At 47.8% G+C, this 15,377-nt stretch carries 8 protein-coding genes and 1 pseudogene; all 9 read right to left on the reverse strand.

Annotated elements, in window-relative coordinates; all coding sequences use genetic code 11:
- A partial coding sequence (locus QVO99_RS06565; RefSeq protein ID WP_044072679.1) for an AAA family ATPase occupies positions 1 to 1,143 on the reverse strand: 1,143 nt, incomplete at its 3' end.
- Positions 1,144 to 1,518: 375 nt separating this feature from the next.
- Complete coding sequence (locus QVO99_RS06570) at positions 1,519 to 3,264, reverse strand: hypothetical protein (protein ID WP_022316808.1); 1,746 nt, start codon at positions 3,262 to 3,264, stop codon at positions 1,519 to 1,521.
- A 140-nt stretch (positions 3,265 to 3,404) separates the two neighbouring features.
- A complete protein-coding gene (locus QVO99_RS06575) occupies positions 3,405 to 4,376 on the reverse strand; it encodes a hypothetical protein (RefSeq protein WP_022316809.1) in 972 nt (323 codons plus the stop codon).
- A 158-nt stretch (positions 4,377 to 4,534) separates the two neighbouring features.
- Complete coding sequence (locus QVO99_RS06580) at positions 4,535 to 8,974, reverse strand: two-component regulator propeller domain-containing protein (RefSeq protein ID WP_022316810.1); 4,440 nt, start codon at positions 8,972 to 8,974, stop codon at positions 4,535 to 4,537.
- Between the two features lie 596 nt (positions 8,975 to 9,570).
- Positions 9,571 to 10,077, reverse strand: a complete 507-nt coding sequence (locus QVO99_RS06585) for an RNA polymerase sigma factor (RefSeq protein ID WP_022316811.1) — start codon at positions 10,075 to 10,077, stop codon at positions 9,571 to 9,573.
- A 249-nt stretch (positions 10,078 to 10,326) separates the two neighbouring features.
- Entirely contained in the window at positions 10,327 to 13,413 is a 3,087-nt protein-coding gene (locus QVO99_RS06590) for a DUF6298 domain-containing protein (protein ID WP_022316813.1), read from the reverse strand.
- A gap of 260 nt (positions 13,414 to 13,673) precedes the next feature.
- Positions 13,674 to 13,967, reverse strand: coding sequence for a helix-turn-helix domain-containing protein (locus QVO99_RS06595; protein WP_022316814.1), 294 nt, complete (start codon positions 13,965 to 13,967; stop codon positions 13,674 to 13,676).
- A gap of 460 nt (positions 13,968 to 14,427) precedes the next feature.
- Positions 14,428 to 14,619 (reverse strand): annotated as a pseudogene (locus QVO99_RS11140) (AlbA family DNA-binding domain-containing protein); the annotation flags it as partial.
- Between the two features lie 12 nt (positions 14,620 to 14,631).
- Positions 14,632 to 15,264, reverse strand: coding sequence for a hypothetical protein (locus QVO99_RS06605; RefSeq protein WP_022316816.1), 633 nt, complete (start codon positions 15,262 to 15,264; stop codon positions 14,632 to 14,634).
- Between the last annotated feature and the right edge of the window lie 113 nt (positions 15,265 to 15,377).

The raw sequence follows: 15,377 nt of genomic DNA on the forward strand, positions 1-15,377 counted from the left end.
CTCTTTCCAAACCCTCTTTTTCAGCCATAAGGCAAGTATCGGATCACACATTTCCATATATTTAGGAGCAGTGAGCGAGATGAGGTCTTTCTCAACGAGAGTTTTTTTGAGTCTTGTCACATTGGCGGCCGTGCCCAAGCGGTAAGTGTTCAAGACCGCTGACTGTGTGAATCCCGTGTGTACGCCATTTACCAAGGCGTGAAGAAAATTCATCTGATAGGCAGAAAGATCTTCTGTCTGCTGGATGAACAGTGGTTCACAAGCATCGAGCAGACGGTTGATACCGTATTGTACATCAGATTCCGTCACTTCTGTCTTGGTTTTCAGCCAAACAAGCCATGCCAGTTGTTGTACATAAGAAGAATACCTGTCTGTCACGGTGCAAATGGTGTGTGCAAGTCCTTCAGATATATGTTTTCCTGTTATTTTGAAACGCTCACATATGTATGCTACCCAATCCTCTTCGCTTATCTTGTTCAGATAAAACAGGTCTCCAAAGCGATAAAACGGATAGCTCTGGTCTTGGAACATTTTTTCCATCATGTGTTTCTTGCTTCCGTAGAGACAATATGAAACGTGTTTCTGTAGTTGCCATATTCCCCGTAGTTTCTTCTGAAATATCAACGAGTCGTTGAAATCGCCAATCTGCTGGAATTCATCTATGCACACTATAATCCTATAGCCTTTGGCTTGTGCTATCAATTCTGGTAGCTTCAACACGTCTTCTGTTGTACTGTTGCTTGCATTGTATTGCAAAGAGATGGAAAAGTCAGTCAAAGGGTCTTGTCCGAAACTTATCTTAGGGACAAACCTGCTTAAAAATACTTTCGTGTTTTCCATCCATTCCTCCCATTTAGTTGATGTTGCACGTACCACTGCCGTTGCAAAGGCATTGATGAAGTCTATCTCAGAGCGACAACCGAAAGCGTCAATATGTGCAATCTTTATGTCATCACTTTTAACGAGCGAGCATACCTTGTCGACAAGCGACGTCTTTCCCATACGGCGTGGAGAAATCAATATGGTGTTGATGCCATAGTTAAAGTTAGCCTTCAGTCGTTCTGTCTCTTCTTTTCTGTCAGTAAAAGTATCGCCTTCTACACGAACACCGAAAACAAATGGAGTTTCAAAGTTCTTTGCCATAACTGGATAGGATTGATGTTACGCATGCAAAGATATGAAAAAAAATAGTTTTAAACAAGGTTGTTTTAAACAAGGTTGTTTAAAAGTTGTAAATCCTCAACCTATAGCGAATATGTGCTATAGGTTGAGGATTTAATGGGATTTGATGGTATTGTATTGTTTTCAGAATACAGCAGCTGCTTTTCTGATTTCGCAAATTTAGTGAATGGTTTCCGTATACAATAGATTTTGTCTTGGCGTGATTTCTGTATCGTAAAGGATACCCCCCCAACGGTCTGATGGCCTGTTTGAAATAAAAAATCCGCAGACCAATGAGCTTGATTTGCGGATTTGTATTCATTTGTGTGTTTTGTTACCTTTTCGTATACTCTTTCTTTACATCAGACTTGTCTTGCCTTCGAGAGTGTCGTGGTTGTTGCGGAGGTCGGTCCAGTCCACTTTCTTCTTGGTGTCGATGCCATTGATGTATTTCTCGATGTTGGTGTAGCCGTCGCCGTTGCAGTCGAGGTTGGCGTCAGACGGGTCGTTGGGGTTCAGACCATTTGCAATCTCCCATTCGTCTGGCATTCCATCACCGTCGGAATCTTTCCATGCAGTGTACTTCTTGTATTTAGGGAATCCTCCCATCTGCTCGATGCTGGTAATGATTCCGTGCTTGTAAGAATCATTGTCAAGACGACGGTATTTGAAGAAGCCTTCTTCGTTCTTTGATTTGTCGGAGAGTCCCCACATATCTCCGTATGGATTCTTCTTTGGAAGTTTCTTTACGTAATAAGCCTGTCCTGTGCGAACCTCCTCAACGATGCGCTGGTCAACGATGTCGCGGCAAGGGAAAGTAGCTCCTACGTTTGACAGAACCTTATCGAAAGTCTGATCAGAAGGAATGATGGTCATGTGAGGCATGGTGAACGGTTCGTCAGAGTGCATCAGTGCTTTTACGTCATCAGGAATACCGTTAGGAAGATCCTTGTCGGCAATCTGTATGCCGCCGTCCCAGTTGTCCTTTGTTACGCGTTCGTTGCCTTCAACGATGTTGCCTGCAGCATATATTCGTCCGTATTGCGGATAATCGAAGAGTTTGTTGCTACGGCTCTCGCTCTTTACGATACGATAGCTGATAGGGCCTTCTGGAGTGAGAGGTCCTGGTTTGTAGTAGTTGTTGATGAAATTACTCATTGTAGAGTATTCACCACCATCAGCAGTACGGTGAACCCAGTTGTAGATGATGTTGTTCACGAAGTTGAACACGCCTCCCCATCCGATAGACGGGTTGCGGCCAGTGTTGTCAGCCCAGAGGTTGCGCATGAACGATGAGTTCTCTCCACCAATTGTTGATCCGAAGGCATGGTTCCATGTGTCGAGAGCCTTGGCTGATATGGTGTTCTGGATTGTTACGTTTACTGTTGGTACCTTGCGCTTTGGCTTGCCGTCATGGAGGTCAAACATGTGGCGATAGAACGAGATGTTCTCGTCCAGTCCCCACTCGCAAGAGCAGTGGTCAATCATAATGTTACCGACAGGATTGCCTCCGAAAGAGTCTTCACGGTACCATACGTGTGTGTTGCCGCGGCGGAAGCGCATGTGTCTGACGATTACGTCATGGGTGTTGACCTGGAATGACTCTCCGGAAATCTGTACACCCTCGCCAGGAGCGGTCTGTCCGGCTATGGTGATATAAGGGGCACGTACGATGATAGGAGTCTTGAGCACGATGTTTCCTGATACATTGAAGACAACGATACGTGCACCACCCTGTTCACAAGCCCAACGGAACGAGCCAGGACCGTCATCGTTGAGGTTTGTTACTGTGAGAACCTTTCCGCCACGGCCTCCGAATGTGTACATACCGCCACCCTCGGCTCCCGGGAATGCCGGAATCTTTGCCTGGCGCAGGTCGTATGGACGTGAAGCCCAAGGCACATAATGGCGTCCTTTCATAGCTTCAGCCTTGACGATAGGCCATGCAACAGCCCATGCAGAATCAGAATGGGCTGTCCAAACAGCTGTCAATGAGTCGATTTTCGCTTTTGCCTCTTGTGTGATTACGGGGTACTGTGCGTGTACCGCCTCTGAGCCGACCATGAGGGTCAGCGCAGCCAACAATAGTTTTTTGCTAATCATAATTGTTATGTTTGTTTTAATTATCCTTTTAGCTTATTTTATGACGTTGGCAACAATGATGTGTAACCATTTGCCTATACATGAAAATCCCTCTCATAGTGTTTGGGTATGAGAGGGATTAGATTATTGTTATTGCTGAATTATTTAACAAACTTCTTTCCGTTCTGGATAAGGATGCCCTTGGCATTGTTGTTTACGCGCTGACCTGCAAGGTTGTAGATAGGAGCATTGGCATTAGCCTTGTTGACAGTGATGTCGCTGATACCTGTTGTTCCGACTGTAAACTCGAAACCGTAGATACCTATCTGGCTCTTTGTGTTGAACATGTGGTAAGATTTGCCAGCCTCTACAGGGAATGAAACGTATCCGAGAACCGGACGGTTTTGTGTGATGCCGTTGGTGTGCTGCAGAACGTAGTCGTCGGCCATCTTGCCAGTGTTCAGATATTCAGCGTCGCCTGTGTCAACGCTACCCTTGAAGGCAAAGCCAGTGTTCTGGTAGAAGATGGAAACGTCGATTGTTGAAGGAGCGAGTGGCTGTTTCGTGTCGGCATCAACAATGTATGTAGGGTTTTGGTTCTTGTTGCCGTAGATGGCAACCTTGAGAGTTCCTGATTTCTTTGCAGAGAATCTGTAGTAGAGACCCTTCTGCGGCATATCCATGCCCGGTTCCCAGTATGTGCCGTACACGCGGTGTGCCGTACCGTTATCTGTTTCCTCGTCAAACTCCCAGTGGCTTATCTCCGGGTTTCCCTTGCCCATCAGATACTGTGCAAACTTTGGGTTGCATCCGTCAACAATAAGTGCATCGTTGCCGTCCACTTTGCCTTTAAGCTCCCATGCTACGGGTTCTTTGTCGCCTTCTTTCACGCCGTTTGGTGTAGAAACGGCTGTCATGGTCATGTTTTCGGTCTCAGCTGTTATAATGAAAGTCTTGAGTGTTGACGGCTTGCTCGTGTCTGGGGCATCGGCAGTGCCTCCACCGTAGATGTTTGATGTGGCTTCGCCCTGTACGACGTTCTCAAGATTATAGTCTGCAGCCTTCCACACTTCCTGTGCGTTTAAACTCATTGCGCAGAGCGCAACTGATACAAGAGTAAAAATTTTCTTCATGTTTCGTTAGTTTTTGAAGTTTAATAGATTCTTAATTTTTTCAGTCCTGCTTTTTTATGATTGTATGAAATACGCTTCAAAAGTATTGCTTATATTTTAAATATGTATATATATACACGTTTATTTAAAATCTTTTAACCGTAAAGCACACAATATATCTACATGTTAACATTGTTATCTTTGCTTGTTTGTTTGTTGCGATATTCCAATGGTGTCATGCCGAATTTCTTCTTGAAGCATTTGCCGAAATAGCTTGATTCCTTGAAGCCCACTTCATAGGCTATCTCAGAAGCGCTCTTGTCGGTGGTGACGACGAGTTTCTCCGCCTTGTCGAGACGGATTTCCCTTACGAGGTCTACGGGGGCGAGCCCCGTCAGGCTCTTCAGCTTCTTGAAGAATGCCGAACGGCTCAGTCCCACACCCTCGGCTATCGTGTCGATGTTGAAGTCATTGTTCCGTAAGTTCTCCTCTATGATAGTGCGGATGCGGTCAACGAACTGCAGGTCTTTCTTTGCCAGATGGTCCTCGTATCCGTTGCCCTTTGCGGCAGGTTCTGCACTGTTCTTTGCCTGCAGCACCATCTTGCGCTGGAATATGCTCTGTTCGCGCAACAGCTGCTGGATGCGTGTGGCAAGCATCTCGTGGCTGAAAGGTTTTGTGATGAAGGCGTTGGCACCAGTGGCGATTGCTTTCATCATGTCGTCATCGCCGTTCTTTGCTGTCAGCACTATCACCGGAACATGGCTCACGCTGAAGTCACGCCGTACTCTCTTCAGCAGTTCCACGCCATCCATACGTGGCATCATGAGGTCTGTGATGATGAGGTCGGGATGCACGTCAAGAATCTTTTCCAGAGCATCGGCACCGTCTGTAGCCGTCACCACATGATAGGAGTGGCTCAGCTGTAGCTGCAGCATCCGTCTGAGATCACTGTTGTCTTCGGCGAGCACAAGTGTAGGGCGGTACTGGTCTTCAGAATGGGTATCGTCGTTGGCGGCAGCCTTATCTGCGGCATCACTGCTGATTCCTTCCGTGTCGCCGGCGTAGGTCAGATCCTGCGGATTGATATTGTCGCCAAGCAGGATGTCGTGGTCGTCGTCTTTGAACTTCTCCTTGCTCATCGGTATTTCGAGAGTGAACGCCACTCCCTTGCCGTCGGCAAGATTCTCCGCCCATATCCTGCCATGATGCAGAGCGGTGAATTCGCGCGACAGACTGAGTCCTATTCCCGTTCCATGCTGGTGTGAGTCAGAAGATTGGGCGTTGTCTGCCATAGAGAATCTCTCGAATATCTTTTCCAATTGCTTTTCCGGAATTCCTACACCGTCGTCGCTCACTGTGATGCGGCAGATGTCGGCATCATAGTCGGCAGTCAGAGTCAAGGCGATGTTGCCGCCATGGTCGGTATATTTGAATGCGTTGCTCAGCAGGTTGTTCACTATTACGGCAATCTTCTCGGCGTCACACCAAGCCATGACGGGCTTTTCGGGCAGATTGAAAGATAGCGTGATGTTGCGGTCTTTGGCTGCGAGACGGTACTCCGTGCAGAACGCCTCTGCAATGGCATTGATGTCGGCATGAGAGAGCTGCAGACGCATCTTCTTGTTCTGCAGTTTGCGGAGGTCGAGAATCTGGTTCACGAGATGCAGCATCTTTGAAGTGTTGCGGTCGATTAGTTGCAGATATTCCTTACCCTCGCTGCTTAGCGTTTCGTGGCGTTTCAGTTCCTCGATTGGCGATTTAATGAGAGTGAGCGGTGTGCGCAGTTCGTGGCTCACGTTGGTGAAGAATCTGATTTTCAGTTCCGCCAGTCTGTCGTTGATATACACCTCGTTGCGCATCCTTATCATATATAGCGAGAGTCTGATGCCGGCAAATATGGCAAGACACAGAAGGATGAAATAGATGGTGTATGCCCACCACGTGGCCCACCATGGTGGCAGCACTGTGATGAGGATAGTGCATTCTGGTGAGTCGTCGTAGACAGACTTCACTCTGAATGTGTATTTGCCAGGCGGCACGTTGGCGTATGACGCCAGACGGCTGTTGTCGTTCAGGTGCCATTCGTTTTCATATCCGTCGAGGATGTATTTGAATGTCGTGCGGCTGTTGTCTATGAAGTTCGGAGTGGTAAACTCTATGGAGAACATGTTCTGGTCGTGGTTGAGCACTATCTCCTTGGCATATCGTGGCGACATCTCGCTGATGGCGGGGGAGAAGCTGTCGAGGCTGCGGTTCTGCACCTTGAAGTCCACGATGATGGTCTTGTAATCATGTCGTGAATCCTTATCCAGTTCGTCAGGACTGAACACTATTATTCCCTCCCTGCAGCCCATGAGAATCCTGCCGTCGGAGAGACAGATGCTGCTGTTGTCTTCCACTTTGTTGCGCATCACTCCGTCGAGGAATCCGTATGTCCTCACCGAGTGGTCGCTATCAGAGAAGCTGATGTTTGTCAGTCCGTTTTCAGTCGTCAGCCACAGGCGGTGATGGTGGTCTTCGGTCATAGTAGACACTATGTTGCCCACCATGTTGTTTTCACGCATGCTCTCAAGATGCAGCTTTCCGCTTCGTTTGTCGTAGCCCATTATCCTGTTCGTGCTGCATCCGAAGATGCTGAGCCAGATGCTTCCGTTGCTGTCTTTGAATATGGAGAATATGTCGTTGTCCACTACGGTTGGGTTGTCGCCCCGTCTGTAGTCGTTTATCGTGATGTCTTTCGGTGCCTTGAAACCGGCACCGAAAGAGAGCAGTCCGTCGGTGGTTGCCACCCATAGCGTGTGGTCGTTGTCTTCGGCTATCTGCCTCACGTTCAGATACAGGTCATTGTGAGGATATTGTTTCAGTTCATTGTTCTTGTTTATGAACACTGTCTTTCCGTTTCTGTTTGCTATGAGGTTCAGACCTCCGCCGTATGTGCATACCCAAATTCTGCCCTTTGAGTCCTGGAAGGTGTAATACACTTTGTCGTTGCTCAGCGAATAGCGGTCGTTGGCATTGTGTCTGTATGTGGTCAGTCTCATGCCCTGCTGACAGCTTTTGTCGGGAGTGGCCTTCGTCAGTCCGCCACCTTTAGATGCCAGCCAGATGTTGCCGCTGCGGTCTTCCATGATGTTGTATACGATGCCCATCGTGCCATTGTATTTCCTCACCACGCTGTTGGTCTTCATATCCACGCAGTACACGTTTCCCCGCCTTGTGCCAATCCACAGTAGTCCGTCGCGGCTCTGGTACAGGGCGCGTATTCCGTAGTTGTTGTCATTCGGGTTGGTGTCGCCGGCCAGAAGCGAGGAAAGCAGATAGGAGATATGTCGGTGTGGGAAGCGCACCTTGAACAGGCCGCTGTTTGTAGACGAGAGCCATAGCAGTCCGTCTCTGTCGATATTGATATCAGAGAATGACGGACTCTCTTGTTCATTCAAGAACGTAGGAGTGAGCTGTTGGGTGAATGTTGATGTCAGCATATTGTCTATGCTGCCCATCCGTTTCGTTATCCTGTCATAGCGCCACACCTTTCCGTTGCGCAGCAGTACGAAGAGTCCGTTGTCGCCGGCATCGCAGAATTTCACGGCATCCAGCGTTGTTTCCATCGGTGTGGCAAAATGTTCGGTTGCCTTTGTCTTTGGGTCAAACATGGTCAGTCCGTCGGCGAGACCATATATCCAGAGCTTCCCTTCCTTGTCGGCGAAAGCCGTTTCTGCCTTTGTCTTTATGGCGGAAACCAGTTTCCCGTTCACGTCATAAATGCCGTCGGCAGTAGAGAGATACGTTTGGGTTCCTATCGTAGTGATGGTGTTTATGGGCGATGTAGAGGTGGTGCGTATGATGCGTGTCTGTCCCGTCTTCATGCTGATGGATATGGCATAGCCATTCGCCGTGCCAATCATCACCAAGCCGTTCCCGATGCCGAAACATGTGGCCTTCATGCCTCTGCCCGGTCGGGAGATCATCCTTTTGCCTTTGAGAGATTTGGGTTTTGATATTGTGGCTACCTCGAAGTTAGGTCCCAGCCAGAATATGTAGTCAGCCGTCTCGCCCACCACGTTGTGCTTGAGTCTCATCGTCGTCCTGTCGATGTCGTGGCGTGAGTTGTATATGGGCTTGATAGCGGGGTTGTTTTCCTTGTCTGTGAAGACCTCATATAGGCACTTGTCGCGTGTGTATAGCAGCGTGTTGCCGTTGTCCATCGCCTGTACTTTTATCACCCTCATGTTCTTCGACACGCCTTTCAGTTCCGAATACATGTCATTGAAGCGTTCGGTGGTCTTGTCGAATCGGAAGAGTCGGTTGTCTGTGGTCCTTATCCAGAGGTTGTTTCTGTTGTCCTCCACGATTGTGATGACCTTGCGTGGCGGTATGTCCGACTTGGTGTCGCGTCGGGTGGCATATTGCGTGAATTTCGTTCCGTCATACGACATCAGTCCGTACCATGTGCCGAGCCATAGCAGTCCGTCGCGGTCTCTGAGAGATCCATAGACGGCAGTGGATGGCAGTCCGTTTTCGGTGGAGTATCTATCCACTGTCATGTCCGTAGCCTGTGCTTTAGTATGCAACGGCAGGATAAGCAATGAGAATATTGCCAATATTATGGTTTTCATGATGATTCCTCTTGTAGTTGTTTGTCAGTAGTCTTATTACTCTGTGGCCACCATCAAAACGGTCATTATGCCGTTTTTATGTAGTCATTCCATGATGACCGATTCGGCTCCAAAGTTACGGCATTTCTTCAAAATATAAAAAGAAAGGCAGGAATATTCGCATATTCCCACCTTCTTTTATTAGTATTTCTCCTCCATACGGTATCAGGCTGTGAATAATGTGTCTTTTTCAGACCAGTCCTGACATCCGGTTGGGGCTGCTATGTTTGTATCCTGAAAAACGATAATTGGTATAGAGTTGTAATATAAATTTCATTCTTGTCATGCGTCGGACTTCAATGCAAACAGGATTCGCATTTTCAAGTCCGCCTTTTCTTTTTTCGACAGAGGTACTGTTGTTCCTATGCCGCTTTGTGGCATTGTCTGTCGTTTCCCGTATTGTGTGTACTTGTCAGTCATATTCTTCAGTCGAGTCTTAAATGAGCAGTATTATTTCAATGTTTTTACGCTTATAAGACGAGGATTTTATGACTATGTACTCATATACTGAGATATTTTTTGAGAGAAATCGACAAGTATGTCAGTCTGCAGTCCGCTCAATTGTTCTCGGCAGCCATTTCTCTCATACGGCTAAGGCTGCGGTGCATCAGGTTGCGCACAGACTGGTAGCTGATGCCCATTATCTGGCAGATGTCGTCGTATTTGCGACGCTCTATATAATATAGGTGTACAATCTGCTGCTGGCGTGGCGACAGGTTGTGGATGTATTGTTCCATTGCCTCGTTACGCCTCTTCTCCTCTTCCATCTTCTCGAAGTCGTATGAATTATTCTGTTCGGCAAGTCGGCGGGTGTTGTAGTCGGTTATCTCCTCGTCTGACAGGCGCACCTGGCGGCGGAACTCGTCGTTGATGCGGTTTCGGAGCGAGACATAGAGATAAGACTCGATGTTGCACACCTTGTCTAATGTTTCTTTCTTGTTGAACAGTTTTACGAATACGTCCTGTATGCAGTCCTTGATGAGCTCGCGGTCTGATGTGAATTTAGATCCGAACGAGAACAGACTGTCCACGTGTTTGTCGTAGAGTTGCGAAAAGTTTACCATAGTTTGATAAGAAATACTGCTTTATAATGTTCCCACTCATAGCGGGAGAGTTTGTTTTAGAGTTTTATAGATTTGTTGTTGCAAAGATACTAATTGTAAAGACACAATTGTTTTATATCAAGTCTGTTTTTATGGTAATAATTGGTTTTTCTATAAAAAAAACAGGTATTGCACTTCATTTTGCAATACCCGTTAATCAATTCGTTATGTTTCGCTGACGTTATGTCATTCGGTTTTCAATGTTTTTTCTCATATCTTTTCTATCCAGTACACCTGTTCCGCCTTGCTTTCAGTCAGTGTGTAGCTTCCGTTGATGGCTGCTTTCTTTGCCACAGACCTTATGCTGCCGCTGGTTTTGTCTATGCAGAATATGTTGTAGCGCCCAGTGGAGACAGTCAGACAGAGAGGTTTGTCGGTATGGCTGTAAACCACATAGCCAATGCCATCGTCACCTATCATATCATAAGCCCCCGATGCAGTCTGGTTGTTGTCCACTACTTTCATCTTGGCAACGTCGGATAGGAATTTCTGGTCGTCTACCGGTATGTTTGGCAGTGATCCGCCGGCCATCAGTATAGCCCAGCCATACTGCGGATATTGCTGTGCGAATAGTGTTACCGCTTTGTCAGGGAACATACTTGTGTATTCTCTTACTGCCCGGTATGCTTCCTTGTATCCGGTCTTTCCCACTTTCATCTTTCTCATGAACTGTCTTGGTGCCATGTTCTTGCCGGCAGGAGGAGCCCAAAGACCGGTGGTGTTGTAGTGCCAGTAGCGTATGTCGATGATGTCGACAACCTTTGAGAGCTGCGGGTCGGCGAGAATGGAGTCCTGTGCGTCTTTAGTGCAGCTTAGGGCAATCATGGGGTGTCTGCCCGTTTCCTTTTCCCATTTCGCTATAGTCTCCAGCCAGAAGCGTGTGAAATGTAGCGGTCCGGTGTATTCCTCGCTGATGAGCTGCACGGCGTTGTCGTTGTCTTTCAGTTGGTCGAGACACATGCGGATATATCCTTCGTGCAGTGGGCGCAGGGCAGGGTCCTGTTCGTTGTAGAACTGTTCTGCCATGAACACTCTCTTGTCGCCGGCAAAAGGTACAGGTTCTGGAAAGCTCGTGCCGTTCACATTGTTCACCGGTCGCCATGGAGCGTCCACCCAGTGGGCGCCAGCCTCGATGATGTTGTGCTGGAAATAGTTCTGGTTGAACAGCAGCATTCCCACCTTGGCGGCAGCCTGTGCGAAGTCGCGTTCCCTCTGCCAGTACCATAGGTTTGGTTTTGTCAGGTCATACAGACTCAGTCCGTCCCACGCCCTGCCCTTGCCGCAGCGGGTGAAAGGCTGTTCGTAGAATGGAGCGCTGACGTCGCCGTCGGCTCTCTTCACTCTTTCGTGGTCGATGCGGCGCAGGTCATACCATAGTCCGTAATGGTTGTCGAGCATGGCATATCCGTTGTCTTTCAAGAATGTCACCACAGAGTCGATGCGGTCTGTCCATCCTGTGCCCTCCCTTCCGGGCACGAATCTCGTTATGGCAGGTTTGGCACCCTTTGCCACGAAGTTGTCTTTCGTCCTTCCGTTCCACCAAGGTATGGCATATCGGTTGCCGACGATGAGTCTGCCGTCGTATGTCATCTTTCCGTTTGAAATGGCAAAAGCCTTGTTGATGGTTTTCTCGTCGCTGCCCTTCAGTGATTTGCCGTGGGTGTTTGTTGACTTTATGTCGTTGATGTTCTTGAGTCCGTTTGCCGAGATGCTTGCAGTGTATGGTATGGAGTCAGTCCACATCTCTATCGTCACTCGTGGTGTGGTAACCGATTCCATGGCGAGCCTCTGTGCCACCTCTATTGTAGGACTGCTCGATGCTGTGATGTTCCTGTTATATACATAACCGTTGTTGCCTTTGTCACCCACACGCTTTTGCAGCTGGTCGTAGAAGAGGCTTCGCGGGGTCACGGCGTCGTTGCTGCCGCTCCATTCCCCGTTGCCGGTCATCGTGCCCCAGCAGGCGTTGGCGCTCGAACGGTTGTCTTTGTCAGGAGAATAGCAGTAGAGCGTTGATGCCGTACACTGCCACATCATGCTGTTTGCCGTGTTCCATCCCGTTCCCATCTGCCAGTTTTCGAGATTGCGGAACGAGAGGTCGCCTCCCTCGATGTTCACCACGTCGAACAGTAGTCCCGGTGCCCATGAACCCACGCTGCCGCTGAAGCTCAGAGCCCCTTCGGCATCGCATTGCACGAAGGCGTTAGGTCCGGGAGCAGCGAAGTCGGCTGAAAAATCATGAAATCCCTCTTTCGACACGCATCGCTGGAAGAGATTCTGTTCGCCCCTCGTCAGGAACACCCTTCTGCGCCAGCCTCCGATTTCCGACACCGGTTCGCTCGCTATGCAGTCTTCAACAGTGATACGCCTTGTCTGCCTCTGCAGGTTCACGGCGCTGCCGGCAAAGTGAAGAAAATCCGTGCGTCTCACCCAGCAGTCGCCGGCATTGTTCATCCATACCCCGTCCCAGCAGTGGTCCTCATCCTTCGGGTTCCAGTCGTTGTGCTGAGAGGCGAGCGTCATGTTCTCCACACCACATTCCGTTATCTCCCCCTTATTATAAGAGGTGATGACCATAGCCCTTCCGTATTTCTGGTCTATAGCCATCGTGATGGGGGCATCGAGGGTTATTACGTTTCCTTTTACGCTCTCCACAGTCCTTGTCCACTTCATGTCGATGTCGGATGGTTTCCATCCCGTGTAGTCGAGTCCTCCGCCAAAGTCATTGCATCCCAGACTCTCTATCCATTCCTTGGTAGACGGTCTGAAAACCATTATCCTTTCGCCAACTTTGATTCCGGCAGTGGAGGAGAGCGTGATGTTCAGGCTTCCGGCAGCCAGTTTCTGGTCAGCCACCATTATCGTGTCACCTTTTGTCATTGCGCTTTGTCCCTCGATATATACGAGGGCGCCGCGGTCGGTGCCACGCTTCACGAGCTTCGTCTTCCGTTTTCCCATACCTCTCAATACCACTCCCGATGCACTGATTCTCAACGGTTTGTCGAGATAGAACGTGCCTTCGCCGATAAGCACCGTGCCACGGTGTCCCTGCTTGTCTGCCTTCAGTCGCGACACGTAGTCGATGGCGCGTTGCAGACGGAGGCTGGCATCGGTATCGTCGGATTGACAATCCACGAACACGGCATTCCTCACATCGGGAATACCGCCCACAGAGGCATGGTAGCCACAAGTGGAGTAGTCCATTGGGATGAATACGCTTTTCTTCTTCCCTCCCGCCGCGGCACTCAGCGTAGCGCACAGAATAGTGGTGGTCAGGATGGTCCTCGTTATTTTCATTATCGTATTTGGAATTTTGTTGTTGTCATTTCATTGTCGGATTTGTATGGCGGCAGTGTTCTGTCACCTTAAGATTCAGACGCTCTTTGCGCCTTATTGTAACCTGTCTCCGCACTTGAACCTGTATGTATTTTATAAGTGCCTGTAAATTAAAAGGAACTTTACGACATCAAGCGTAAATGATACCATAAAGCTCCCTTTGCTTACAAGAAATCAATCTTGCATTGTTTTATATCAGAAAATGAATTGTTTGCTGTAAATTAGTGATTTACATCCATTAACTTGGATTTGGCGGTTTCAATGGCTGTAAGTTTCAATTCATCTTCATCCCCCAAAGCATCCAAAACCTTGTCGGCAACCCAAAGGGTGAGCATTTCCTTTTCGTCCACTTTGAAATATGTTGCCATTTGAATTACTTGGCTTCTCTTTGCTCGCCTGTCCCCACGTTCAATCTTACTGAACATGGGTGTGTCTATTTCTAAGTATGCAGCCACTTGACGCTGCAATACTCCTTGTTCGTCTCTTAGAGACCTTATCTTGTTTCCTAATAACATATCCTTTGCATTTTAAGTTCATCTAAATCGGTCAGCTTTTCGACCAAATCCTTGATAATCGGTCGGCTTCGCTATAAAATCCGTCGAATTTCGACGGATTGGTACGAGTTATGACGGATTTACAACGACTCTTTCGCTATAATTATGACGAATCCGCTATAATCCGTCGAATTTCGCTATATTTGAGGAACGATATACCAAGTTCGTCCTTCCGCTTTTATTATACCCTCCTTACTCATGCTTTTGAGCAAATCTCCAAGCATACGAATTTGCTGTTCTTCAGTTTTATTCCGTGGCAGCACATCCTTCAGATATTCGTATATACTATCTCGCTTGGCACCTTCACTGCCAGCATTGCCGAGATATTGTAGAACCATTTGACGCAACCTCTCCTTATCCAATCCTTTTGCCTTTGTGTAAGAAGGCAGTTGATGCGTGTTCTTGGCAATGCTAAGAGAAATGTCTTGTCCTTAACACCAATCACAAGATGTCCTCCCTCCATGTTGGCGATAGCCGACACGTAGGAGATCACATCATTTTTCTCATCTCCACAGAACGAGTTCTTCAGATTCTTAAATTCCTTCCATTCACAGCGAGCATTCTCTTGTGGGTATTTGCGGAGGAGGTATTGTTGTAGTTCGAATTCTGTCATTGTAATTTACCTTTAGAAAGCATAGAATTTCTCTTGCATTTTCTCTTTGAGATTGAACTTCTTAGTGGTGTCCAAAGCACGCTCAATGCAGATAAACTTCTTGTCTGTATGCTGCATGAAGTATTCTACAGTTTCATCATTGAGATTTGCATCCACGGTGATGTATGCTTCCTTTTCTCCATCTGTTGCCCAATAAACAGTGTTTTGGGTAAAACGGTCTTGCTTTTCCAGTTTATAGGTGAGCATAAAACCTTGCTTGATAAGAATCTCAGTTATGAGTTCTTCATCATTAAATGCAAGATTGAGTTGCCACTCTTTTTCCTTGATATAATCATGGAAAAGGGCAAGATTCTCCTCCTCGTTCTTTGTAGGGTCTGGCGCAAAGTCGGTTCTGGGGAAACTTGACTTTGACAAGGTGAAGACTTTGAAGCCTAACTGTTTAAGCTGCTGCTTGTATTCCTCATCAAGGATTTTTCCTTCGCTTTCTTTCTGATACTTTTCTACTACTGCTTTATTGCGGGCAATGGTTATTTCGCTGATAGTTTTGTAGCCAGCACGGCGAGCATTGCTGTTTTCATCCGTCAACTGAGGTATTTGTACCAAGATGAACTTACGATGGCCGCCATCTTTTATATTTTGATTCATTACGGCATGGCCTGTCGTTCCTGAACCCGGTAACTACTCAGGTAGGTTTGCCATACTCCCCCATGCACAACTTCCCTCGTTGCAACCAACGAGAGTAAATCGTTCTTTTACAA

The organism is Prevotella sp. CAG:592, from assembly GCF_000436015.1.
Taxonomy (GTDB): domain Bacteria; phylum Bacteroidota; class Bacteroidia; order Bacteroidales; family Bacteroidaceae; genus Prevotella; species Prevotella pectinovora.

What these genes read in the sequence shown, in the direction of transcription:
- QVO99_RS06570 (WP_022316808.1), bottom strand. Translation starts at nt 3,264, where the DNA reads ATGATTAGCAAAAAACTATTGTTGGCTGCGCTGACCCTCATGGTCGGC.
- QVO99_RS06575 (WP_022316809.1), bottom strand. Translation starts at nt 4,376, where the DNA reads ATGAAGAAAATTTTTACTCTTGTATCAGTTGCGCTCTGCGCAATGAGT.
- QVO99_RS06580 (WP_022316810.1), bottom strand. Translation starts at nt 8,974, where the DNA reads ATGAAAACCATAATATTGGCAATATTCTCATTGCTTATCCTGCCGTTG.
- QVO99_RS06585 (WP_022316811.1), bottom strand. Translation starts at nt 10,077, where the DNA reads ATGGTAAACTTTTCGCAACTCTACGACAAACACGTGGACAGTCTGTTC.
- QVO99_RS06590 (WP_022316813.1), bottom strand. Translation starts at nt 13,413, where the DNA reads ATGAAAATAACGAGGACCATCCTGACCACCACTATTCTGTGCGCTACG.
- QVO99_RS06595 (WP_022316814.1), bottom strand. Translation starts at nt 13,967, where the DNA reads ATGTTATTAGGAAACAAGATAAGGTCTCTAAGAGACGAACAAGGAGTA.
- QVO99_RS06605 (WP_022316816.1), bottom strand. Translation starts at nt 15,264, where the DNA reads ATGAATCAAAATATAAAAGATGGCGGCCATCGTAAGTTCATCTTGGTA.